This is a genomic window from Paeniglutamicibacter sulfureus (assembly GCF_039535115.1).
Taxonomy (GTDB): Bacteria; Actinomycetota; Actinomycetes; order Actinomycetales; family Micrococcaceae; genus Paeniglutamicibacter; species Paeniglutamicibacter sulfureus.
The window spans coordinates 626,826-649,495 of sequence record NZ_BAAAWO010000001.1; the positions used below are offsets into that span (position 1 = coordinate 626,826).

21 protein-coding genes are annotated in these 22,670 nt (G+C 61.6%); 5 read left to right on the top strand and 16 right to left on the bottom strand.

Annotated features, from left to right (window positions below; translation table 11 throughout):
• Window positions 1-4: 4 nt before the first annotated feature.
• On the bottom strand, window positions 5-634 hold the full coding sequence (locus ABD687_RS02820; protein ID WP_310287418.1) for a biotin transporter BioY: 630 nt from the start codon (window positions 632-634) through the stop codon (window positions 5-7).
• A gap of 447 nt (window positions 635-1,081) precedes the next feature.
• Between ABD687_RS02820 and ABD687_RS02825 the strand changes: the two genes are divergently transcribed.
• Window positions 1,082-1,642, top strand: a complete 561-nt coding sequence (locus ABD687_RS02825; protein ID WP_310287416.1) for a GNAT family N-acetyltransferase — start codon at window positions 1,082-1,084, stop codon at window positions 1,640-1,642.
• A gap of 134 nt (window positions 1,643-1,776) precedes the next feature.
• Here the strand turns inward: ABD687_RS02825 and ABD687_RS02830 are convergent, their stop codons facing one another.
• The 9 genes from ABD687_RS02830 to ABD687_RS02870 all read right to left on the bottom strand — a co-directional run bounded on the left by ABD687_RS02830 (window position 1,777) and on the right by ABD687_RS02870 (window position 9,687).
• Window positions 1,777-2,574, bottom strand: coding sequence for an SGNH/GDSL hydrolase family protein (locus ABD687_RS02830; protein ID WP_310287414.1), 798 nt, complete (start codon window positions 2,572-2,574; stop codon window positions 1,777-1,779).
• A 6-nt stretch (window positions 2,575-2,580) separates the two neighbouring features.
• Window positions 2,581-2,952: a hypothetical protein gene (locus ABD687_RS02835; protein ID WP_310287412.1), complete on the bottom strand. Its 372-nt coding sequence runs from the start codon at window positions 2,950-2,952 to the stop codon at window positions 2,581-2,583.
• Complete coding sequence (locus ABD687_RS02840) at window positions 2,949-4,094, bottom strand: glycosyltransferase family 4 protein (protein ID WP_310287410.1); 1,146 nt, start codon at window positions 4,092-4,094, stop codon at window positions 2,949-2,951. Before ABD687_RS02840 ends, ABD687_RS02835 begins: the two co-directional genes overlap by 4 nt.
• Window positions 4,095-4,239: 145 nt before the next feature.
• Window positions 4,240-4,647, bottom strand: a complete 408-nt coding sequence (locus ABD687_RS02845) for an iron chaperone (RefSeq protein ID WP_310287408.1) — start codon at window positions 4,645-4,647, stop codon at window positions 4,240-4,242.
• A gap of 291 nt (window positions 4,648-4,938) precedes the next feature.
• Window positions 4,939-5,751: an ExeA family protein gene (locus ABD687_RS02850; RefSeq protein ID WP_310287405.1), complete on the bottom strand. Its 813-nt coding sequence runs from the start codon at window positions 5,749-5,751 to the stop codon at window positions 4,939-4,941.
• A complete protein-coding gene (locus ABD687_RS02855) occupies window positions 5,748-7,265 on the bottom strand; it encodes a DDE-type integrase/transposase/recombinase (RefSeq protein WP_310287402.1) in 1,518 nt (505 codons plus the stop codon). The genes ABD687_RS02850 and ABD687_RS02855 overlap by 4 nt, the downstream gene beginning before the upstream one ends.
• An 86-nt stretch (window positions 7,266-7,351) precedes the next feature.
• Window positions 7,352-7,996 carry a DUF6431 domain-containing protein gene (locus ABD687_RS02860; RefSeq protein WP_302263213.1) on the bottom strand — a complete coding sequence of 215 codons (645 nt, stop codon included), beginning with the start codon at window positions 7,994-7,996 and terminating at the stop codon, window positions 7,352-7,354.
• A 387-nt stretch (window positions 7,997-8,383) separates the two neighbouring features.
• On the bottom strand, window positions 8,384-8,983 hold the full coding sequence (locus ABD687_RS02865; RefSeq protein ID WP_264271762.1) for a class I SAM-dependent methyltransferase: 600 nt from the start codon (window positions 8,981-8,983) through the stop codon (window positions 8,384-8,386).
• Window positions 8,984-9,144: 161 nt separating this feature from the next.
• The gene (locus ABD687_RS02870; RefSeq protein WP_310287397.1) at window positions 9,145-9,687 is read right to left on the bottom strand and encodes a GNAT family N-acetyltransferase; all 543 of its coding nucleotides are present in this window, start codon (window positions 9,685-9,687) and stop codon (window positions 9,145-9,147) included.
• Between the two features lie 380 nt (window positions 9,688-10,067).
• Here ABD687_RS02870 and ABD687_RS02875 point away from each other — a divergent pair, with 380 nt between their 5' ends.
• Window positions 10,068-10,331 (top strand): hypothetical protein, encoded by a 264-nt coding sequence (locus ABD687_RS02875; RefSeq protein ID WP_310287395.1) that lies wholly within the window; start codon window positions 10,068-10,070, stop codon window positions 10,329-10,331.
• Window positions 10,332-11,275: 944 nt separating this feature from the next.
• Complete coding sequence (locus ABD687_RS02880) at window positions 11,276-11,773, top strand: hypothetical protein (RefSeq protein WP_310287392.1); 498 nt, start codon at window positions 11,276-11,278, stop codon at window positions 11,771-11,773.
• Window positions 11,774-12,133: 360 nt separating this feature from the next.
• On the opposite strand, the gene ABD687_RS02885 is transcribed toward ABD687_RS02880, so the two are convergent.
• The 5 genes from ABD687_RS02885 to ABD687_RS02905 all read right to left on the bottom strand — a co-directional run bounded on the left by ABD687_RS02885 (window position 12,134) and on the right by ABD687_RS02905 (window position 17,196).
• The gene (locus tag ABD687_RS02885) at window positions 12,134-13,015 is read right to left on the bottom strand and encodes a YncE family protein (protein ID WP_310287390.1); all 882 of its coding nucleotides are present in this window, start codon (window positions 13,013-13,015) and stop codon (window positions 12,134-12,136) included.
• A 313-nt stretch (window positions 13,016-13,328) separates the two neighbouring features.
• Window positions 13,329-14,807 (bottom strand): malate:quinone oxidoreductase, encoded by a 1,479-nt coding sequence (locus ABD687_RS02890; protein ID WP_409373467.1) that lies wholly within the window; start codon window positions 14,805-14,807, stop codon window positions 13,329-13,331.
• A 57-nt stretch (window positions 14,808-14,864) separates the two neighbouring features.
• Window positions 14,865-16,220, bottom strand: coding sequence for a chromate efflux transporter (gene chrA, locus ABD687_RS02895; RefSeq protein WP_302263592.1), 1,356 nt, complete (start codon window positions 16,218-16,220; stop codon window positions 14,865-14,867).
• On the bottom strand, window positions 16,217-16,648 hold the full coding sequence (locus ABD687_RS02900) for a chromate resistance protein ChrB domain-containing protein (RefSeq protein WP_310287384.1): 432 nt from the start codon (window positions 16,646-16,648) through the stop codon (window positions 16,217-16,219). Before ABD687_RS02900 ends, chrA begins: the two co-directional genes overlap by 4 nt.
• Window positions 16,645-17,196: a Chromate resistance protein ChrB gene (locus ABD687_RS02905; RefSeq protein WP_302263590.1), complete on the bottom strand. Its 552-nt coding sequence runs from the start codon at window positions 17,194-17,196 to the stop codon at window positions 16,645-16,647. The genes ABD687_RS02900 and ABD687_RS02905 overlap by 4 nt, the downstream gene beginning before the upstream one ends.
• Before the next feature lie 988 nt (window positions 17,197-18,184).
• Between ABD687_RS02905 and ABD687_RS02910 the strand changes: the two genes are divergently transcribed.
• Window positions 18,185-18,757 carry a recombinase family protein gene (locus tag ABD687_RS02910; RefSeq protein ID WP_096287908.1) on the top strand — a complete coding sequence of 191 codons (573 nt, stop codon included), beginning with the start codon at window positions 18,185-18,187 and terminating at the stop codon, window positions 18,755-18,757.
• A gap of 78 nt (window positions 18,758-18,835) precedes the next feature.
• The gene (locus ABD687_RS02915; protein ID WP_302263589.1) at window positions 18,836-21,802 is read left to right on the top strand and encodes a Tn3 family transposase; all 2,967 of its coding nucleotides are present in this window, start codon (window positions 18,836-18,838) and stop codon (window positions 21,800-21,802) included.
• Between the two features lie 98 nt (window positions 21,803-21,900).
• On the opposite strand, the gene ABD687_RS02920 is transcribed toward ABD687_RS02915, so the two are convergent.
• Window positions 21,901-22,188, bottom strand: a complete 288-nt coding sequence (locus ABD687_RS02920) for a GNAT family N-acetyltransferase (protein WP_310287377.1) — start codon at window positions 22,186-22,188, stop codon at window positions 21,901-21,903.
• Window positions 22,189-22,670 lie beyond the last annotated feature (482 nt).

Below are 22,670 nucleotides of genomic sequence, written 5' to 3' on the forward strand. Positions count from 1 at the left end.
ACAATCACTGGACTTTTTCCGGAACCGGTGCCGCCTGGGAGGCCCATACGCGGTGGAAGGCGCGCGGGTAGGCCCGGACCAGGGTCATGACGATGGCCGTCGCGGCCACGGCTTTCACGAGGTCACCCGGGATGAATGCGAGGCTCAGCATGGCGGTCTCGCCCAGGGGCAGGCGCGTCACCATGCTCTGCACGGGGATCCCCACGGCATAGATCACCAGGATCCCGCCTGCGAGCATGCCGAGGATCGTTCGCCACAGCACCGGCTTGCGCCCGCCCGCATGCACGATCAGGCCGATGACGAACGAGCCGACGATCCAGCCGATGAGGTAGCCAGCCGATGGGCCGAAGAACACGCCGATGCCGCCACGGCCGCCGGCAAGCAAGGGCATGCCGATCGCGACCAGTGCCAGCAGCACTGCCATCGAGAGGGCGCCAAGCTGCGGCCCGAGAATGGCGCCGGCGAGCATCACCCCGAGGGTTTGGACGGTGATCGGGACTCCGCCGGCGATGGAGAAGCCACCCGGCAGGCCCAGTACGGCGACAAGCGCCGCGAAGACGGCGACCCGCGCAAGGCCGGTGGCGTCAAGCTGCCGGGCGCCGCCTCGTATCGAGAGGGGAGAAGGATTGGTCATGGGAGTTTCCTTACGCGCTTCATGCTTGAACGTCGTTCAATTGAACAGTGTTCACTATAGTGATGCCGTCGCCAAAGCCAAAGCACTCGAAGTCACATTTCGTGAAACCGCCATCCGCGGTGTCGTGCCCGCCGTTGGTGGCCTCGGGTCATTCGAGGCCCTCGCGCCGGGATGCGAGGCACGGATTTCGGTAGTGCCGGATGGATCCGCAATAAATGCAGTTTGTCTCGCTTCACCACAGGAGAGAGGTCTCTTGCCCTCGTCGAGACCGTGCTCGCGGCTGGGGCGGGGGAGTAACCCCTCCTGCCCGTCGGAGGTCATGGCGAAGGAACGGGGGCAAGTGCTACGTGTCCACCACTTCCCACCGGGATGCCCAAGGCATCCAGCACTGGCCAGGGCTTGGCCATTGCTGTCGGGCCGCTGGCGTTGATTGATAGGATCCTGAGCATGTCCAGCCCGCGAGTCGTCAGGCTTCGTTCCCGTTCCGAAGACGACTTTGACGTTTTGTTCCGAATTGCCGACGATTTAGCCACCTGGGAGGAGCGGAGCGCGGCATCGCCTGCGCCGCTGACTGGGGAAGCCTTCAGAAGCCGGCTTGCGCAGAGCGATGCCGATGATTCAGGCAAGGACGTGAGTTTCGTGATCGATGTGGACGGTGCAGCCGTCGGCAGTGTTTCGCTCTTCGATTTCGACGAGCTCGCCCGCCACGCGGAAGTCGGGATCGCATTGGTTCCCGAAGCACGTGGAAACGGCATTGGAACCGCAGCTATCTCACAGATCGTTGAGTTTGCCTTCGTGCGCTGCAACTTGCGCCGTGTCCACCTGCAGGTGATCGAGTCGAACCTCGGCGCGATCCGTGCGTATGAGAAGGCGGGATTCGTGGTCGAGGGTCGTCTGCGCCAGCACGCCTGGGTTCGCGGAAAGTATGAGGACATCGTCGTCATGGGAATACTCCGCTCGGCCTGGGATTTCACAGCCCGGGATAAAGGTGGCCTTCCCCGGGACTGAGCGGCGCCGCGCGGAACTTTTACCGGAGCGCAACTAATCCGCGACGGGCAGGACCCTGTCAAGGAAGCCCGGCACCACTGGATCGGGGCGCGGGTAGCGCACCACCGACAAGGGTTCGCCATCCCGGAACGGCCCTATCGGATCAATTTCTTCAGTCCCTTCTTTGGTGGCACCCGCACAGGCTGGGGCCAACGGGGGCTCAGGGAATCGCCCAGCGTAGTGCCCCGTAGCTTTCGCCCGAACATGGGTAGTACCCACTCGGTGACCCACGTCCGGTGTTCCCGTGCCCGCTGGCGCACGCCGCGCGGTGCCTTCCGCTTGTCCCGGTGCGTGATGCCGTGCGGCACCCCAAGGACATCCAGGACCCTCGCTGCCATGTATTTGTGCCCGGCCTTGGACATGTGTAGCCGGTCGGGCCCCCACATGCGGGAGTTCGCATAGGCGTTGAAGGAGGCGTAATCCACCAATACGGCGCCGTACTTTGCGGCGATGAGCCGGACGCCGTCGTTGTAGGCGTGATTCTTGCGGCGCAAGGGCCCCAGAATGGGCGAGACCTCCACGTCGTAACCGGTAAAGAGCACGAGCGTTGCGCCCGTCTGCGCCAGCTGACTGACCAGGAATTCATACTCGGCCAAGATGTCAACGATCTTCGTCCCAAGATCCATGACGTCATTGCCGCCGGCATACAGCGTGATGAGCGTTGGCTCCATCGCGATGGCGGGTTCCAGCTGCTCCGCGATGATGTGCCGAAGCCTCTTGCTGCGGATGGCGAGATTCGCATATTCCCAGCCTGGACTGTCGCTGGCGAGAGCCTCGGCCAGCCGGTCAGCCCATCCCCGGACGCCATTGGGACGCCGCTTGCTGCCATCCCCGACGCCCTCAGTGAAGGAATCTCCCACGGCAACATAGCGGCCCGGTCCACGATCAATCATGAGAAATTAAACGGCTGCCTGTCTCGATTTCGAGGCAAGGGGCAGCCGGAGGGCCTCATCCGCGCTCACCGGAAACGAGAAATTCGGATCGTGAGTCGCTTCCGACGGTGGCGTCCCTGCGCGTGGGACCTGCGACTCGGATTCGGCCGGCTCCGCAAGATCGGTCGCAAAACGGGGCCGCCCGCCGTCGTGCGCACCTTGGAGCTGCGTGGCCACACCGGGCCCGTGGGAGGGGGAGTAGGAGCGGCCCGAGCAATTGGCCCAGCAGGCCATCGGAGCTGCATCCGCGTCAAAACCAATGTCCTCATGGAGCATTTCTGCCAGCGCGGGGGCAAGCTCTGGGCCAAGGTTGCCCACGCCGGCAACCGAATTTGTCATCGGCTTCCTCTCGCGCCTGCCGGAATCCGCGGGTGCTCTTCAATGGCCTGAGTGTAGAGATTCATCAGCTGCTCACACACGACCTGCCAACTGCGGCCTTGGACTTGCTGGAAAGCTGCGGCGGCGAAGGCTGCACGTTTGGCGTCATCGCCGATGAGATCCATTGCGTAATCACGCAACTGGGCCAGATTTCCTGGGGCGTAAAGCCAGCCCGTCCGGGAGGAATCCACGAGATCCACTGGGCCGCCGCGCCCGGTGGCAACGACGGGGACCCCTGATGCCATGGCCTCTTGGATGGTCTGGCAAAACGTTTCGAGTTCGCCCGGATGCACGAACAGATCGAAGGAGGCCATGGCGGCCGCCAGCTCCTCACCGCCCAGGAAGCCCGTAAAATATGCGTCCGGAAGAAGGGCTTCGAGCGTTTCCCGCTGCGGTCCGTCGCCGACGATGACTAGCCGGGTGTCGGGGATCCCAGCCAGGACAGCCAGATCCTCAACCTGCTTTTCGAGAGCCAGACGCCCCACGTAGCCAATAATTTTTTGCCCCTGTGGCGCTACTGTGTCACGGAAACTTGTGCTGCGCTTGTCAGGGTGGAAGCGATCAGTATCCACACCACGGCGCCACAATTCCAACCTCGGGATGCCGTGGCCCTGCAGTTTTTGCAGAGAGTCGCTCGAGGGAACGAGTGTTTTAGTGGCAGCTACGTGAATCCGTTTCACCCTTTGCCATGCCCAATTTTCCAGGAATGGCATGCCATAGCGGGCTGCATATCCGGGAACGTCCGTTTGGTAGACGGCAACCGTGGGAATACCCAGAGCTGCCGCGGCCCGGACGGCACGCCAGCCCAGGACAAAGGGGGATGCCAAGTGGACAACGTCGGGATTGAACTCGGCCAGCAGGGTCTTCACCCGCAGCACCCCACCCATGGCAACCCGGATGTTCCGGTAACCGGCGAGGGGAACGGCGGGCAGCCGCCTGACGGTTGCGCCTTCCATCGTAGGAGGCGCATTCTCCAACGTCGACGGGGCGATGACCAAGACCTGGTCCCCGCGCGCATCCAGATGCTGCAAGACTTTCAGCAGCGAATGGGTGACCCCGTTCATCTCGGGAAAGAACGATTCAGCAACTATGGCAACCTTCACGCCTCAACCATGACTATTGAAGGTTGCCACCGTGTCCAGCTTCGGGAACACGACGGTGAAGAGTGGGTGAACGGCTGCGTCCTATGCTGTGCTCACGACACCCCAGCGCCGACCACGCGGGCGGTCGGCATAGGCCGCGAGCGGCTTATTGCCTGTCTGAGTCGATTTCGCGCACGTGTACGCGAACAAGATCTGCGACGAGGCGGCTAGGCAGGGTCTTTTCGAGCGTGAACTGGATGGAGTGTTCGGTGGTCTTGTAATCCTTAAGCTGGTCCTTCAGCTCCTCGATCGCCCATGAAGAGGGGTAGAAGCTCATATGTTTTTTGGATGCGGTGAAGTACACGAGTGCCCGATTCCTGTATTTGAGGGTCGGCATTCCGTAACTTATGGTCTCCTCGGTGTCCGGCACGAGCTGTGTTACGAGCGCGCGGAGCCGTTCGAGTTCTGCCCGGTATGCGGGGTCGAGTGCATTGAGATACTCGTCGACACTCTTCGCTTTTTCACCCATAAGCACGAGTGTATCGCCGGTCACCGTTCCGCTTCGCTCGGACACCGGTTCTTCAGAACTGTGGCGTCGGGTAGGTAGGAATGTGGCCGGCAAACCGGCTCGCCGATCGGAGGGGGCACGGCAGCGACGTTCTTGGTCAGGGTTCGATGCTCTCCGGCTCGTCCAGGCACTGAAATCCAAAGTCTCATACATCCCGACTGTTGACCGTCGCGTTGTTTGACGATCTTCGCGTCACCGGGTTTGACGACGAGCCGCCCATGGAAATGCCCTGCCGAGGGGTTTCGGCAGGGCATTCGTTGTCTTGCTGACGGCGTGGTCGTCGTCGGTGCCGGGCTCCTATTCGCTGTTTTCGGTGATCGCGGATTGCGCCGCGGCCTGGTCGACGATGGTCTTGTTGCCGGCGTAGGTGGCGATCAACGCGGAGACGGCGAGGTTGTTCACCGCCCGCGGGTAACCCCGGGAGGCCTGGTGGATGGCGGTAACGGCATCCTCGGAGAACAGCGTGTCCGATCTGCCCGCAAAACCGAGATGCGCTTTGATATAGCTGGCTGTGTCGGCCAGGTTCATGCCGGTGAGGGTGAAACGGGTGCCGATGCGCTGGTCCAGCGCGGCCAGGACGGCCATCTTCAGGCGCCTGCGCAGCGTGGGTTGCCCAATGAGCAGCAATGCGAAGTGGGACCCGGTATCAAGGGCCGTGTTGGTGAGCATGCGCAGGGATTCCAGCTCGGTGTTGCTCAAAAGGTGCGCCTCGTCGATGACCACGACCGGCAGGCGGGAACGCTCGTCCAGCTCCCCGGCCAGCAGTGCCGCGGTTTGGGTGGCCAGTACCCCGGAATAGAAGGAAGGCTGGCCGCCCAGGGCCGAAACGATGGTGGCATGGATGCCGCGCATGGTGATGGTCGGGTCCGGAAGATAGATGACCTGGTGGCGGGAGGCCTCGAGCCCGGCCAGTGCCGCGCGCACCGCGACGGTTTTCCCGGCACCGACCTCCCCGGTGATCACACCCATTTGGCGTTGGCCGATGCACCAGTGGATCCGGGCGATCGCCTCGCGGTGCCCGGGGTGCGGATGCTGCGCCTGGGGCGGGATGTCCGCGCTGAAGGGCATGCGGGAAAAACCGTAATGGCTTTGCAGTGACGTGATGCTCACGGCGTGTTCTCCTGGCGGTGGTGCGCTTTGGCGGTGTCGGTGTTTCTGGACGGGGTGGCGAGTTTCTCGAAGCTGATCGGAGCCCCGCTCATGGTGTGTTTGTGTTGGTCCTCGAGCAGGCGCAGGTAATCGATGCCGGTGGAAACGTTTTGGGCCCCGGCGTCCCGGTCGGCGGCCGCATTCTTGGCCTTCGGGTGCACGTGCCGACGAATCTGAAGCAGGGTCGCGGTTCCGGCCGGGACTCCCAGGTGGGAGTGCACGGCGATGGGGGCGGCCAGGTCGAAGGGATCATAGATGAGTTCGACCCGGGTTCCTGCCAGCACCGGGTCCACCTGGTAGGTGTTGCCCAGCAGGGAGATCGTGGCAGTCTTGGTGACCTTACGTTTCTCGGACCAGAGGAATGCCTCACTGACCTGGTCCGGGGATTTGCGTACCGGGGTGCGTTTGACCCAGCTGGCATCCCAGCGCTCAAGCGGTGTTTGCCCGGTGGTGGAGTGGATGGTGCGGTGATAGAGAACCTGCACCCAGGAGGTGAAGAGCGCGTTCAGTTCTTGCAGGGTGGAGATCTCCGATCCCTGCCCGGTGCCCGGAAGCGAGGGCTGGTTGGTGACGGTGATTTCACCCAGGAATTGCTGGGTCACGGTATTGAAGAACCGCTCAATTTTGCCCCTTCCCTGCGGGCGGTAGGGGGCCGAATGAACCAACCTGATCCCCAGCTTCGCCGTGACCCGCTGAAGTGCCTTGTCAGCAAAGGCACTGCCGTTGTCGACATAGACCTGACGTGGTATTCCGTGGGTTTGCAGGGCCGGACGCAGCACCGCGGCCAGGCGGACGGTGTCCTCGGCGAAGGCCCACCGGGAGGCGACCACCATCCGGGAATGGTCATCGAGGAACGCGAACAAATAGGTTTTGCGTCCCTCGATCCGCGGCCCATGCAGGGCATCTCCCACCCAGATTTCGTTGGATTCCTCGGTTTCGAAGCGGCCGGTGGCGGCCCCGGGAACGCCGGTGGAAATGTCCAGGGACCGGAAGTGGCGCAGCAGCGTCGTTTCCGAGGGTGCATCGCCCAGCGTGGTGGCGATGATCCTTTTGATTTGGGCGGCAGTGCCGTGAGGCTTCTCCCGCTTCAAGGTCTCGGCCAGCAGCAGCACCCGGGGCTCGGTGATCGGGCCTTGGGCGCGTTGGGTTGGCTTCAACCCGTCAAAGCCGTCCTTCTTCCAGGCCTTGATCCAGCGATCGATACTTTCCCGGGAGAACCGCTTGGTGCCCCCGAAAGGCCAGGGATGGTATTGGGTGGCCAGTGCGCGCACCATGACACCTCGGGCCTTGGCACCGAGCTGGTCATCGGCTGCTTCCCGGATGAGCTGGTAGCGGAACAGGGCGATCTGCTCGGCGCGTTCGCTGCGTTTCACCGGTCCTTTCACCGGAGCCGAGGACGGTGCCGGTGTTGCCGGTGGAGGGTCGGCTGCAACAAAGGTTTCCGGACGCTGTTCCGGGATCAGGGCAAGTGGCATCAAGGCGGTGTCCTTTCAGGGAAACGGTATTTATCGGCACCACCTGCACCGGGGCGCAGGTCATGCTTGTTGCCCACTTTCGCCCATCAACACCCCGCCCTATCAGGGCCAATTGGTGTTGCAAGCCTTTTCACCCACCAGGTGCCGCTGAACACCCACGGCCCGGCGCTGGCCAACGCGGCAGCATGCCAAGGAACCGCACTGGCTTCCGGGACCGCAAAACGCTCGCCCACCACCCGGGCATAGGCCAACAGAACCCCCAAGGCCTGGGCAAGAATTCCACGGGCGGACTGCGGCCAGAGCGACGCGGCATCCGACGCGTCCCGGAGCAGCAGAGACCGAAACCAAGAACACAGGGACGCGGCGGAAGAGCCGAAAGACCGCAGCCAACCACGCACCGTGCTCACCGGCCGGCCCACCCGATCCGCGATGGAGCGGTGGCCGAGCCCCTCGAGGGCCTTGGCTTCGATGGCTGCGGCGATCACCAAAGCCTCATCAGCCTTCCGTGCCGCCAGAACAACCGGCAACAGCACATGAGTCATCCGGCATCCGGTGCACCGGGCCCGCAACGGGCAAAACACCGACACGGACGGCCCCGCGGTTCCCATGCGGATCCGTCGTTCCCGTGCATGGCCCCACGGACGCAATGCCCCGGCGCATTCGGGGCATGAAAGGAGCCCGCCACGCAGATCAGATTCGACAGCGGCGGGCGCATAACTTACCGTGATCATTAGCGCGACTCTTTCGCGTTAGAACGACCCGGCGCAGCCTTCGAAATCTGGCGCTGGGTCGTTTGCCTTAAGTTTGGTTATCGTCAGCTTGCCGCCGCCAATAACCGAAGATCAAGACCTACAAGTCGAAACCTTGCATCGGCACCGAACTCGACGGCTCATCCCCAAACAACGCGACGCTCAACACCCGACAGCCGCAACCGGAGGAAATCCTCACCAGACAACTCTGACTGCGTCAACCACGAACTCGGTGGCGGTACCCCGGTGGGCTCGAGGCCCGCTTTCACCGCCTCCGGGCGCTCGAGGGGCCGTGAATGGCGGTGTGGGCCACGAATGGCGCTTGATCGGCCGGTGCGATGCGGTTCCCGCGTCGCGCTAGCCGCATGCTTATCGGGCAATGGCCGAGATTGCTGCGTGGGGCCGGCCGCCTGGATCCTGGCGTGTTTCTGTATCAATCACGTCGAACCCGGCGTCATGCAGCAGGCTACACATCTGAGCCACCGACCAGTAGTACGCCGGCGCAACAGTATGGTCGAACGGTTCTGCAGCCTCACCATCGAAAAAGCCTACGAGCAGGTGCCCTTGAGGCGAAAGAACGCGGGCTAACTCACAGAGAACGGGCGGCAAGTCCGCTGGGGGCAGGTGAATCAGTGAATACCAGACGAGCACTCCATTCAGGCTTCCATCGGCTTCGTCGAGGGCGCGCAGCGAGGAGACTTGGAATGGCACATCGGGGAAGCGAAGACGGGCGCTTTCAATGAATTCGGGTACGAGGTCAATGCCTGAGATGTCTGCACCCCGTTTATGCAGAAAGTCAGTCCAATGTCCTGGTCCGCATCCCGCGTCGATGATACGGCCGCTAATCTGCTGAGCCCAATGCTCTATGCGGTTCCGATCCGGCTCATGCATGTCATCGATAGCCCCAAGAATAGTCGTGTACTCGGATGCCCGAGCGGCGTAGGCCTGCTGAACTTGGGAGTCAGTCATGTAAGTAAGCCTAGAGACTCTTTAGCACGACCGTTGGCGCGACATCCTCCAGCGTCGTCCCGACAGGAGCGTCCCGGACAGTTAGCAGAGGAACAGAAAAAGGAAATAGAACCAAGCCCGACAGGGGACCCCGTAAGCGGAACGCTAAGCGGGACGGAATTCTAGATCTTGAGGTCTTCCCATTCGAAATGGGTCACGGTGCCATTTTTCCAGTCTTGGCGCAGGATCGAGTAGGCAATGGAGGCGATGTGTCCGCCGTCTTTGGTTGGCCATCCCAATCGGTAGTGCGCTTCCTTGAGGAAGCCTGCGCGGAGGAAGGTCTTGCGCATGGCGATGTTGTCTTCTCGCGTTTGTCCCTCGAAGCGGAGCATGTTCGGCCTCGACTCGAAAACCAAGTCGCAGAGGGCACGCAGCACTTCGACTCCCACGCCTTTGCCGCGTTGGGCTTCCTCCAGGCGCAGGTCGAAGAGCGGAGAATCGACTTCTTGCAAATCCTCCAGAACAGCCATACCGATACGATGTTCGTCCCTCATGACCCAATAACCTTGGGTGTCTTCGTTCCAGAAATGGCCATTCTCAATCTTCGTTCGTATGTCCGTGGCCTGAGGTGCGGCTTGAACATGGAACGGGAAACGGTTTGAGGTCAAGAAGCCGATGAGATCTTCGGTGTCGGCTGGTGTCATTGGAACAAAGTCGATGGACATGCTCCGACTCTAACTACACAGACGGAACCTGTCCCGAATCAAGGAACGCTCTACGGAACACGATTGCCTCGATTGCCTCGGTTCATCCAGCGGAGACAAATCCTCGCCAGATCAACTGAGCAGGACATGCTGTTCTGCGGAAAAGTATGTCCATGAACCACAGGCAAGCGCAGGACAAATCCATTGGGTCATTGGCCGTTCCTGAGAACGCCAAGAGACGAGCCATTGACGTCTTACTATCGATTGGAGAACAATGGCTCATTCGATCTTCGCGATTAGAAAAGTGCAACTGACTAGTATTTGGCGTCTCAACAGCGACAGAAGTATGACGATGATGCACAACTTCCGCGAAGTACCTTCACTAGGTTCCAAGGGGATCCATGCAAATCGCCATCAGCATTGCGCTCGTTGCCGTTTCCATCGCGGTGGCACACCTGCTGATCACCTCTAGTTCACGCCAAGACGCGAAGTCCCCTCGCGTGAAGTGGACCTATGTCGGGTTGTTCATTGCCTTCTGCGTGCTCTTGGGCGTCAGCGATCAATTTGGCTCTCCCGTCCTCGACGCAGTGTTCTTGGTAGCCCTTCCTGCGCTGGGAACCGTACTTTGGCACGCTGTAGCGGCGAGGAAACCCCGCCGCGGCTAGGGACACGCCGTCTGCTGCCCCTGGCGAATCGCTTTGAGTGACTGCACATGCACGGTCGGGCGTGCTGCGGCTCTCGCCGATACTGATCAAGCACGAGGCAGGGGTACGGGCTGGGTCGCACCACGATGGCCCTCCAAGCATTGCTGAAATGGACATGAGGCCCTGAGATGTCTGGACTGTCGATGTCTTCTCCTCTGGTCGTATGCATAGCAGTTGCCGTCCCGGTTGGGGAATGCTCTGCGGGGCAGCGCTAGTTGACCGCAACGTGGTTGAACTGACACTCTCAAGTACATGCGTCCCAACCTGATAGTTATCGCGAGTATCGTCGCCACCCTCGTCGCAAACGTCGCGTTGGACATATTCACAGATATTCCCATGTTGTTTCGTTGGACTGTTGCGGTTGGGCTTGGACTGGCCGCCACATTCGTACTGACTAAGCTGTCCAAACGCCGGCCAGAGAGAAATACCAGCGGGGCATTGGACCGCACGTAGGTCGTCAATGGATCAAACTTCCAATGCCGAGGTTGTCGTTAGCAGCACCTGGAACAGCACAATCGTTCATCCCCGATTTCTGTCTCCACCAAGGAACGCTCTATGGTTCGGTCACTATCGAGATGGCCGACTTAGGTAGCCCTGCCTTTACCGCGGAACCATGCCAGAAGTCGTGGGCGGCGTTGCGGGATCGCTGCGGCCTGAAAAACCTCTCGACCTGAAAGTTCGAAAGCGCGCCCGAAAAGCACCGACTCTGTGCTGGGGGCTCCTGGGCCTCGAGGAAGAACCCCGGTGGATGCCCACAATGATTCACGCAACCATTGGCCGAATCCATGGACCCGGCGTATCTATACGATTTAGAGATTTCAGGGCGTGCCTCGTTCCAGTGTGCTTCCGCGCGCGTGACACATACATGTCAGAGGTGCTTTTTAGATGCGCCATAAGCTGTACCCATGGCTACTCTTCCCGCACAAAAAATCGGCACGCTAATCTTCCCCCTACTCGGCCTAGCCGTGCTGTCAGGAGCTGTATTGGGGTCGCTCGCCTTGTTGCCTTTGCTGCCTTCCGGCGAATTGATGGAGAGGCAAGACTGGCACTGGACCAACGTCCCACTGATGCTTTTTTGGGCTGCGGTTTGTGGCGCCGTCATTTCGATTCCTCCCGCAATCGGCGCGGCGGTGGCCGTGGCCATCCAGGGAAAGAAGCACTTTCCGACCTCGGGAAACCGTCAAGCGCTCGTCGCTGCCCTGGGTGCCGCGGCAGGAGCGATGGTCCCGATTCTGGCTTACCTGTTCCTCTTCGAACGAACCGCAATTGAAGTTGAAGGACCGTTGAACGTTCCGATCATCGCACCGATCTTCATCTTGGTCTGCTCCTGTTTAGCCTGGGCGGCTTTTAGAGGCGTGCTGTCCATCCTCAATAAGAGAAATAAGCAGTCCGCAGGATCTTAACCCAGACCTAAGCGTCGGTCGTTGGGGCCGCCGCAGAGAACGGCAAGAATCGTGCGCTAAGGCATCCTTAAGGCGCGTACCAAGTACGGGTAAAGCTTGCTGATGGAAAAGGGGTGGCTTGTGAATTAGTCAAATATCCGACGCTAAGCCAGTGTGGTGTCGGGTAATGATCGTTATCGGGCGCCGGTTGGAGTGGGATTTTGGTTTTAGATGGTGGAGTTCTATCGGCGTTTTGTGGTGGCCGTGTCAGCTGGTGATACTGATGACATGGGTGTTCTGGCGGTTTCGAGGGTAAGCGCGGTCCCGGGCCGCGCCGTTCACCTGGGTTGGCAGGATCGTTGTTACGGTGCTCCGGTCAGCTCAGCGGTCTTCGAAGAGCAGCAACTGCCCAGCGCCGGCGTCGCAGGTCCAGTAGTGGCCCTCTTCGTCAGCACCCAGGCAGTGTCCGACCTTGGGCACCTGAACCTCTCGGATGAGTTCCAGGCCCTGGGGTGAGACCGCCAGGGTGGCGATCGTGGTGCCGGGGTCGCTGCGGACGTAGAAGTGGTCTGGGCCGGGAGAATACGCCGGCAGGGATTCCCCGCCGCCGACTTCGTACTCATCGATTATGTGGCCGTCGTTCACATCCAGCAGCGTGACCTTGCCGTTTTCCGCGCAACTAGCCAGCAGGATACCGTCGCCCTCATCGACCCGCGGGAATCCATGGGTCGCCTCGCAACCACTGGCCCAGCGCGCGGCGACAGTCCGCGCTTTGACGTCGATCTTGGCGACCTCGTTCCCGGCGTGGGTGTAGGCCGTGGCCCCGTCGGAGGTCAGGGTGAGACCCTTGGTTCCGCCGGGTACGGGAACGAAACCGACCTGGCGGGGGGCCGTTTCGAGGTCCTCGTCCACAGTGAAGATCTCGATGCCTTCCCGAGAGGGTTCACTGACCCACAGCTCCTTGGTCGCCGCAGCGTAGCGCACGTAGTCCGCTCCGGCAGCGGTGGAGACCGAGGACATTACTTGGCCTTCGGGATCGAGGACCTGGATCTGCCGCCCGCTGCAGTCCAGCACGAAGATCCCTCCTTGCCCGGCGTCCACGGAGTCCACGGAGCCGGAGAACGGCACATCGGCGGCCTGCCCGGTTTCCGGATCGAGGAGGTAGAGGCCGTCTTCGCGGGCCGGAACCAGCGCCGAACCCATGGCCGCGGCGTACACCACGTCATCGAAGTCGATGTCTTCGCCCGCCCCCGGCAACTCCACCGCCTGCGCCGATGGACCAGGCGCGGTACTGGGACTGCAACCAGCCAACCCGGCCATCAACACCACCGCCGTGGAACCCACCGACAGCCCCCGATGAATCACCCGCATCTCAACCACCCCTTCGCAGAACCACAACATACACCAATAGGTCACCGTGGTTACATGCATATGTCCACATCCAACCCGCGGACCGCACGCGATGTTTCACAACCGCCAGCAGCTCAAAACGCTTGCCTGCTGAGACGCAGAGGGCCCGGATACCGGCCCGCCGTTAGATCTTTTCAGGGCGAGTTTTGAGGTGTTCTCTTGCCTGCTAGAGCTGGAGGACCTTGGCGGTTTCGGACATGATTTCCCGGGCCAGCTGTGGGTTCTCGTTTAGCTTCACGCCGTAACCGGGGATCATTTCCTTGAGCTTTGGTTGCCATGCGGCGACCTGCTGCGGGAAGCAACGTTCGAGCATTTCGAACATGATCGGTGCTGCGGTGGAAGCTCCAGGGGAGGCCCCGAGCAGGGCGGCGACAGAGCCATCCGATGAGGTGATCATTTCAGTGCCGAACTGCAGGATGCCGCCCTTCGTGGGGTGTTTTTTGATGACCTGCACGCGTTGTCCGGCGGTGATCAGCTCCCAGGCGTGGCCGGTGGCTTCCGGGTAGTACTCGCGCAGGCCTTCGTTCTTGGACTCACGGCTCTTGAGCACCTCGGTGATCAGGTACTTGGTCAGGTCCAGGTTGTCCTTACCGGCCGCGAGCATCGGAACCAGGTTGCTGGGCCGCAGGGACAACGGCAGGTCCAGCAGCGAGCCGCGCTGGAGGAATTTGGTGGAGAACCCGGCGTAGGGACCAAAGAGCAGGGATCGCTTGCCGTTGACGAACCGGGTGTCCAGGTGTGGGACGGACATTGGGGGTGCCCCGACGGAGGCCTGGCCGTAGACCTTCGCGTGGTGCTGGTCGACGACTTCCTCATTGCCGCAGCGCAGGAACTGCCCGCTGACCGGGAAGCCGCCGAAACCTTTGCCCTCGGGGATGCCGGAACGTTGTAGCAGTTGCAGCGCACCGCCGCCTGCGCCGATGAAGACGAAACGCGCCCGCACGGTGGTTTCCTCGTCGGTTGCGCGGTCCTTGACAGAGACTTCCCAGCGGCCATCGGTGCCACGGGCGATCTCGGTGACATCCGTGCCGAAGTTGAGGTCTACGCCGTTCTTTTCCATGAAGCCGGTGAGCTCACGGGTCAGGGAGCCGAAGTCGATGTCGGTGCCGCCTTCTACCCGGGACGCGGCGACGCGCTGCTGTGGGTCACGGCCCCCCATGACCAGCGGGGTCCATTGAGCCAGCGTGGCGTGGTCTTCGGTGTGTTCCATGGTCTCGAACAGCGGTTGTGGCTTCAAGGCCTCGTAGCGGCGGCGCAGGTAATCCGCCGGGCCGTCGCCCCAGACGAAGCTCAAGTGCGGAATCGGGTTGATGAATTTGCGGGGCGCGCCGATGTGGCCGGCAGCGACCATGTGTGACCAGAACTGCCGTGAGACCTGGAACTGCTCGTTGATTTTGATGGCCTTGGTGGTCTCGACCGAACCGTCCGCGGATGCAGGACTATAGTTCAACTCGCAGAGGGCGGAGTGGCCGGTGCCGGCGTTGTTCCAGGAATCCGAGGCTTCCATCCCTGCCTGGTCCAGGCGCTCATACAGGCAGATGTCCCAGCCCGGTTCCAGTTGCCGGATGATGGAGCCCAGCGTGGCACTCATGATGCCGCCGCCGATGAGAACAACATCGGCAGTTTTATGCGAATAAGAGGCAATGGTTCGGTCGGTCAAGGTTATCCCTCGGTTGTCTCGAATGGTGTGGGGGTCGGTCAGTTAGGGCAAGAATGTCAGGGGCAGGCTCGCGGCGGCGCAGACACCAAGCGTTCGCAACACGCTCCAGCGGAATTTGAAGATCATCACCATTGCCGCGATCGTTAGCAGCAGCGCCCAGGGCAGCAGGCTGGCGAGGACCGGTATCTCCATGCTGACGGGCCCCCATTTGATGGGGCTTGCATCTGCGAAGAGGGTATGGATGGCGAAGTACACACCCAAATTCGCTATCACCCCGACGACAGCTGCAGTGATCCCAGTCAGAGCAGCCGAGAGGGAACGGTTCCCGCGCAAACGTTCAACGTAGGGGGCACCGAGGAAAATGAACAGGAAACTCGGTACGAACGTCACCCAAGTGACTAAAAATGAGGCAAGTATGGCTGCCGTCCACGGATCGAGGGAGCCTGGATCACGGAAGGCTCCGAGGAAGGCCACGAACTGCACCACCATGATCAGCGGCCCGGGGGTGGTCTCGGCCAGAGCCAGACCTCTAACCATCTCACCTGGCACCAGCCATCCGTAGGTGGCAACGGCCTGCTGTGCCACGTAGGCCAGCACCGCGTAAGCTCCGCCGAAAGTGACCAGGGCGGTCCCGGAGAAGAACAGGCCTTGCTGGGTGAAGATGCTTTGGGGGCCGGTCAGGGCGAAGGCGATTCCAACCGGTGCAAGCCACAAAGGGATGCCGAGACCCAAGACCAGAAGGCCTCTCTTCCAGGAGGGTTGAGCGTGGTGCAAGGCGTCATCGGATATCAACGGTTCAGCCGCGTCCGCGGTTTTCTTGGCGGGTGCGTCCATCAGGCCGGGGCGGGCCCGGCCTAGGGCCCATCCGGTGCATGCGGCTGCGGTGATGACCACCGGAAACGGGACATCGAAGATGGTCAGGGCAGTGAACGCGGCCACGGCCATGGCCACGAGGATGGGGTGGTGCAGCGCCCGTTTGGCGATCTTGATGACGGCCTGGGCGACGATGGCCAATACCGCTGCAGCCAGCCCGACGAACAGGGCGGAGATGAGTGCTGTCTCGCCGAAGGTTACGTAGACCGCGGACAGTGCCAGTAAAGCCACCACACCGGGTAGCACGAAGAGCACGCCGGCAATCAGCCCGCCCCGCACACCATTGAGCAGCCATCCGACGTAGACCGCCAGTTGTTGGGCCTCCGGTCCTGGCAGCAGCATGCAATAGGACAGGGCGTGGAGGAACCGGCGTTCCCCGATCCAGCGGTGCTCGTCAACCAGGCTGCGTTGCATGACCGCGATCTGCCCGGCGGGACCACCGAAGGTTTGCAGGGAGATCTTGAACCAGGCTTTGGTCGCTTCCCTCAGGGGAACCAAGTCGTGGATACGGGGTGTGGCGCTCATGCGGGGTTTCCTCCAGCGATGACGCTGCGGCGGATGTAACCGTAGACGGCATCGAAAATTGGGGCTGTCATGCTGAGGACTTCCTTATCGGTGTGTGCCAACGCCAACGCACGCAGGATCAGGTCGAAACCGGCTGCCTCCGGTGCATCGTAGTGATCATCTTCCAGGTCGGCCTCGTGCACGATCGCGGCAATCCGCCACAGCACCGGATCAGCCAGGTCATAGCGACGCAGGATCGTCTCGAACGTGCAATCACTTCCGTGGTGGCCGAGTTCCGCCCCACGCATATCGAAAGCAGTGGCATCGTCGGGGACCTCATCAGGCCCGGAGACAAAGACGAACTGCGCCTGCGGATCAAGATGGCGCACGATCAGCCACGCACACGCCGACCGATCGATATGCACTCCAGCACGGGTCGCCCACCTCACGATGAGACCTCCATCGGAGCAACCAATTCCTGTCCGGCAAGGTCTTTGAGTGCCTGGCGGGCCTGCTCGCGCTGGGGCGGGCGGAAAAAATCGCGGCGTTCGACCCGACGCATCTGCGCCCGCAGTCTCCGCAGGCCGCGCGTCCGTTCAGGTTCAGCGGCATCACGCGCTAACTGAGCCTGCCTGGCAATTTCGGCATACTCACCCGCCCGGGCCTCATTCATCGGCTCAATGACTGAACGCTCCAACGCCCGCGTCGAGGGACGTGCGACCCACACCCCCGCTGTTCCGCCAGCTTCCTCGATTTCTTCGGCCGCCCACTCCAAATGCTCCCGGGTCCGTACATCGGCAGGAAGCGCCACCAACCCGTCAGCAAGCTGCGCCACACCCAACCGCTTGAACTTGCGCCACAACGCCAGCCGCGGAGCCGAGGGCACACGCGGCAACCGGTACGTCAGAAACACCCACTCGCCGGGGGCAGGCACACTATCAACCATGAAAACCATGTAACCACGGTTACGGTACCACTGCAAAACAAGGCGTCCCATTCCGTCGTTGAGCAGATGCAGAAGGTCGATCTTCGTCTCTTGACAATCGCGGATTGGGGGCGCTTAAAGTGTAACCATGGTTACTATCATGACGCGGGAAATGAAGTGGGCAGCTGGTTCTCTGGCGAGCAGCGTGGTGCTGTTGACGGGCCGCACAGCAAACCAAGACGCAGGGCCAGCGGCGACTGCCAACACCGGCGTTCACTCCGAACAAGCAGATCAGCCCGACGCCGCAGCGCCCCCCGAGCTGACGACCGAGACGGACTGGGAAGCCGTCGCCGACACACTCGAGTCTGAAGGGAAGCCGTCAATATCCTCGATCGTGTCCTTGAGCCCATCGCCGATCCATTAGATGACGTGGCGTTCGTGCTGATCGCCGCGGCTGGTCTTTACTGGATCATCCGAGTCCTCGGCGCGGGCCCGAAAGAGCCCGGCCGCTGACCAAGGAACTGCCCTTTCACCTAACCGGGCGTTGAGGACCCCGCTCATTTCAAAATGAGGGTCAGGATTGCTGCGCTGGCCGAGGGATCCGCATGTGGCGTCAGCGCAGCAATCGAAGGTTGCAGAGGCCACCCGAAAGGCCGGCCCAAAATTCTGCGAAACTTCGATGAATTGTCGGCGGGAACCTAACAAATGATGGCAAGTTACTTGCTGAGCCAGTCACCATCGAGCAGCTGGTCACTGCCAACGAACTGATTGCCGCTGGGCACCTAGGGCTTAAGACGGAGGACGCCCGATGCCTCAATGTGGACTGATCAATCTGTACTGATCGCTTGCTCCCGACGCCTGAGGCAACGAGTGCAGTGGGCTACGGAAATGTGTGCAGACGACTTCGGAAGGTGACATCCCGTCGACGTCTGAAAAACGATCGTTCGTGAGACACTCTTCTTCCGGTTTCTTGGCCCGCGGATTCCCGCGGTCGATTTTGTAACGCTTGCCGTGTACGCGCCAATGTAACGCTCAACCGGGTTGGTGATACATTTTCGTCATGCGAATCGGATACGGGCGTGTCTCAACACGCGATCAGCACCCCGAGGCCCAACACGATGCCCTGCGCGCGGCCGGCTGCGAGCAGGTGTTCCTCGACACCGCCTCGGGGAAACTCGCCCGCAGACCCGAACTCGACAAGGCGCTACTCTCGGCCAACCGGTCCGGCGATCAGCTCGTTGTCACCAAGCTGGACCGGCTCGGGCGGTCGCTGGAAAACCTCATAGACCTGTCCAAGACGCTGCAGGAGCGCGGCGTGGACCTGGTGGTCCTGGATCAGGGCATCGACACCTCATCACCCGCCGGACGGATGTTTTTCCAGATCATCGGCTCGATCGCCGAGTTCGAACACGCGCTGATGTCCGAACGAACCCGCGACGGGCTGGCCGCCGCCCGGGCACGCGGACGGACCGGCGGGCAGAAACCAAAGCTCGGTCCCCGCCAGGTCAAGCTGGCAAGGGAAATGTATGAGGAAAAAGATGCCGACGGGAAACGGGCCCATACCGTCGAGCACATCGCCCAGGAATTCGGCGTCAGCCGTCCCACCATCTACCGGCATCTGGCCAAACCATGACCCACGGGCATGGTGCTCCGCAGCAGCACCAGGACAAGTCCGTAGATGGCGGCCTTCCAACTAACAAGGATTTCTGACATGGCCCTGCGTTCCCTGCTCACGACTGCCGAACGCGGCCAGGTCCTTGAAATCCCCACCGGCACCGAGGACCTGGCTGCCCACTACACACTGGGCGAAGCGGACATGTCGTTGATTCGCCAACGCCGCGCAGATGCCAACCGGTTGGGCTTTGCCATCCAGCTCTGTCTGCTTCGGCACCCGGGTATCGCACTGACCGACGAAACCGAAGTACCCACTGAAATGATCGACTGGCTTGCGGCCCGCCTGGCCATCCCGGCCGAGGCCTGGGACGAATATGGGAAACGTGGGGAAACTCGGCAGGAACACGGTAGAGAGATTCGTGCGTATCTGGGCATGTCCGCGTTCGGAATCGCGGATTTTCGCCAGCTCGTGGAGCATGTGGGCGAGGTTGCCGCGCAAACAGACAAGGGCCTTGTCTTGGTCGAAGGCGCGCGGGACTTCCTGCGCTCAAGGAAGGTTGCCTCGCCCGGGGTGGGGATCATTGAAAGGGCCTGCGCGCAGGCGCTGACCCGGGCGAACCGGCGAATCTACGCCATCTTGGGAGACCAACTCTCCGGCGAGCACCGAGGTCGTCTGGATGGTTTGTTGCTTCGCCGCACCGATAGTTCCTTGACCGAAATCGGCTGGCTGCGCCAGGCACCACTGCGACCCAACGCACGGGCGATGAACGAGCATATTGACCGGCTCACCACCTGGCGTGCGCTTTGCCTGCCCTGGGACGCCGGCAAACTGGTGCATCGGAACAGGTTGCTGAAGTTGGCCCGTGAGGGCGCCTCCATGACAGCGGCGGACCTGGCCAAGTTCGAGCCCGGACGCCGGTACGCGACCCTGTTCGCGATGTCCGTGGAAAGCATGGCAACGGTCACCGACGAAATCATCGATCTGCACGACCGGATCATTGGCCGGATCATTCGCACCGCCCGGAACAAGCAAAACCAGAACACGCTGGCCTCCCGCACCACCGTCGCAGCCATGATGCGCCTGCACTCCAAGCTCGGCGATGCCCTGATCACGGCCAAGGAGAACGGGGAGGATCCCTTCGCCGCGATCGACACAGCCATCGGCTGGGAAACCTTGGCCGCAAGCATCACCCAAGCCAAGGAACTGACCCGGCCCGCACACGAGGACCACCTCGCCCTCGTCAGTGCACACTTCACCACGATCCGCCGCTACACCCCGGCATTTCTTGCCGTCCTTGACCTCCAGGCAGCCCCCGCCGCACAGGACCTGTTGGCCGCCATCAAGGTCATCCGCACCATGAATACCGCCGGTGCCCGAAAGATCCCGGAGGATGCACCCACGTCGTTCATCCGGTCCCGGTGGAAGCCCCTGGTTTTCACCGACAACGGAACCGACCGTGGATTCTACGAGTTTTGCGCCCTCGCGGAGCTCAAGAATGCGCTGCGGTCCGGAGACATGTGGGTCACCGGCTCCCGCCAGTTCCGCGACTTCGATGACTACCTGCTGGCCGGCCCCGACTACACGGCCATGAAGAACGCCGGGGACCTTCCCCTGGTCATAACCAATGGCGGCGAAGAATATCTCAAGGACCGACTTGCCCGGCTCAGCGAACGGCTGCACCAGGTCAACGAGCTTGCCTCCCGTGATGAACTGGCCGGGGTGCTGATCACGGAAAACGGCTTGAAGATCACTCCGCTTGAGACGATCGTGCCGCAACACGCCCAACCCTTGATCGACCAGGCCAGCGCCATGTTCCCGCGGATTCGGATCACCGACCTGTTGATGGAAGTCGATGGCTGGACGGGCTTCACACGCCACTTCACCAATCTCAAGTCTGGCCAACCTTCCAAGGATAAGCAGCTCCTGCTCACCGCAATCTTGGCCGACGGAATCAACCTAGGATTGACGAAGATGTCCGAGTCATGCACCGGCGTCACCTACGCCCAATTGGACCGCCAGCAGGCTTCCCATATCCGGGATGAAACCTACAGTGCCGCCCTGGCCGAGCTGGTCAATGCCCAGCACGCACACCCCTTCGGTACGCACTGGGGCGATGGCAGCACCTCGTCCTCGGACGGGCAACGCTTCCGCGCCGGCAGCCATGCCGAATCCACCGGGCACGTGAACCCGAAATACGGGGCCGAGCCCGGGCGGATGATCTACACGCATGTCTCAGACAAATATTCGCCCTTCCACAGCAAACTGATCAACGTCGGTGACCGCGACGCGACCTATGTCTTGGACGGGCTGCTGTATCACGAGTCTGATCTGGCGATCCAGGAGCATTACACCGACACCGCAGGGTTCACCGACCACCTTTTCGCCCTCATGCACTTACTTGGATACCGGTTCGCGCCCCGGATCCGCAACATCGGCGACACCCGCCTCTACACACCCACTAACGATCCGGAGCTTGCCACTTTGGCGCCGTTGGTCGGCGGCACCATCAACACGCAGACCATCACCGCGCACTGGGATGAAATCCTCCGCCTGGCGACATCCATCAAGACCGGCACCGTGACCGCCTCCTTGATGATGCGCAAACTCGGCGCCTATCCACGCCAGAACGGACTCGCCACCGCACTGCGGGAACTGGGCAAACTGGAACGAACTCTCTTCCTGCTGGATTGGCTCCAAGATCCCGACCTGCGCCGCAAGGTCACGGCCGGGCTGAACAAGGGCGAGGCCAGGAACACCCTGGCCCGGGCCGTTTTCTTCAACAGACTTGGAGAGATCCGCGACCGCAGCTTCGAGCAGCAGCGCTACCGGGCCTCAGGGCTGAATCTTCTCACCGCGGCCATCGTCCTCTGGAACACGGTCTACCTCGACCGCACCATCACCACCTTGAACCAAGAGGGCAACGCCACCGACCCGGACCTGCTGCGGTTCCTCTCACCCCTGGGATGGGAACACATCAACCTCACCGGCGACTACACCTGGCCACGCACCAACAAGATCAAACCCGGCAAATACAGGCCACTACGGCGCTCGACAAAACCTTAGCGTCGGATATTTCACTTTTTCACAAGCCACCCCGAAAATATTTCAAGGCGCCCGCAGGGGGACCCTCTGCGAGACACTCTTCATTGCCAACCTGGCGCTTAGGGCGACCAACTTTGGTAGTCGCTAAGCCCTTCGGCAAGCCCGAATTTCACGGCTGGCCATGCGGCTTCGATGATGGAGAAAACCACGGTGTCAGGGACGGTGCCGTTCTCGAAGATCGTGTGATTGCGAAGAATGCCGTCTTGTTTGGCACCGAGTCGTTCGATTGCGCGCCGGGATTGGTGATTATGCCAATGCGCCCGGAACTCCACTTCAATGCACCCGAGTTCCTCGCACGCTCGCTGGAGCAAGTGCATCTTGGATGCGGACTCGATGCGCATACCCATTGCTTTCGATCCGATCCAGGTTGACCCGATTTCAAGACGACGATTGGCTGGTTTGAGGTTCAAATACGCCGATAGCTGGCGATCCAGTAGCGGTTGGCGCGCCCCACCCCGGGCAGGTCTCCCAAGCGGCGGTAATCCCATCCCACCGTGGCGCAGAGGTTTGCGGTGGTCAAAAACTTTCTGGTCCTCGGCCTTGACCTTGGCATCGGGTCGGACATCGACAACGACGCCGGTGCCGTCGGCTCGGCGAACAAAGTAGTCGGGAACATGCCAAGTTTGGGGGAGTGGCTCCGGAAACGTGATCCTTAAGGGCTGAGAGGCAATGCCCGTGACGGTGGCATCAAAATCCAGGCGATTCAGGTGGTCGCGTTCCAGCCAGGACTCGAAACCGACATGCCGGTTGATGGAGGCGCACCACCAGAGGCCGGAGAAATTTCATTTTCCCTTGTAGGCAGCAACGCGGCGAACCGGTGGCGAATTCT

Bases quoted from the DNA above. Each gene is read 5' to 3' on its own strand.
- ABD687_RS02835 (WP_310287412.1), bottom strand. From the start codon at position 2,952: ATGACAAATTCGGTTGCCGGCGTGGGCAACCTTGGCCCAGAGCTTGCC.
- ABD687_RS02870 (WP_310287397.1), bottom strand. From the start codon at position 9,687: ATGTCCATCGACTTTGTTCCAATGACACCAGCCGACACCGAAGATCTC.
- ABD687_RS02830 (WP_310287414.1), bottom strand. From the start codon at position 2,574: ATGATTGATCGTGGACCGGGCCGCTATGTTGCCGTGGGAGATTCCTTC.
- ABD687_RS02915 (WP_302263589.1), top strand. From the start codon at position 18,836: ATGGCCCTGCGTTCCCTGCTCACGACTGCCGAACGCGGCCAGGTCCTT.
- ABD687_RS02880 (WP_310287392.1), top strand. From the start codon at position 11,276: ATGGCTACTCTTCCCGCACAAAAAATCGGCACGCTAATCTTCCCCCTA.
- ABD687_RS02905 (WP_302263590.1), bottom strand. From the start codon at position 17,196: ATGGGACGCCTTGTTTTGCAGTGGTACCGTAACCGTGGTTACATGGTT.
- chrA (WP_302263592.1), bottom strand. From the start codon at position 16,220: ATGAGCGCCACACCCCGTATCCACGACTTGGTTCCCCTGAGGGAAGCG.
- ABD687_RS02920 (WP_310287377.1), bottom strand. From the start codon at position 22,188: ATGGGTATGCGCATCGAGTCCGCATCCAAGATGCACTTGCTCCAGCGA.
- ABD687_RS02825 (WP_310287416.1), top strand. From the start codon at position 1,082: ATGTCCAGCCCGCGAGTCGTCAGGCTTCGTTCCCGTTCCGAAGACGAC.
- ABD687_RS02875 (WP_310287395.1), top strand. From the start codon at position 10,068: ATGCAAATCGCCATCAGCATTGCGCTCGTTGCCGTTTCCATCGCGGTG.
- ABD687_RS02865 (WP_264271762.1), bottom strand. From the start codon at position 8,983: ATGACTGACTCCCAAGTTCAGCAGGCCTACGCCGCTCGGGCATCCGAG.
- ABD687_RS02855 (WP_310287402.1), bottom strand. From the start codon at position 7,265: ATGCCACTTGCCCTGATCCCGGAACAGCGTCCGGAAACCTTTGTTGCA.
- ABD687_RS02910 (WP_096287908.1), top strand. From the start codon at position 18,185: ATGCGAATCGGATACGGGCGTGTCTCAACACGCGATCAGCACCCCGAG.
- ABD687_RS02860 (WP_302263213.1), bottom strand. From the start codon at position 7,996: ATGATCACGGTAAGTTATGCGCCCGCCGCTGTCGAATCTGATCTGCGT.
- ABD687_RS02820 (WP_310287418.1), bottom strand. From the start codon at position 634: ATGACCAATCCTTCTCCCCTCTCGATACGAGGCGGCGCCCGGCAGCTT.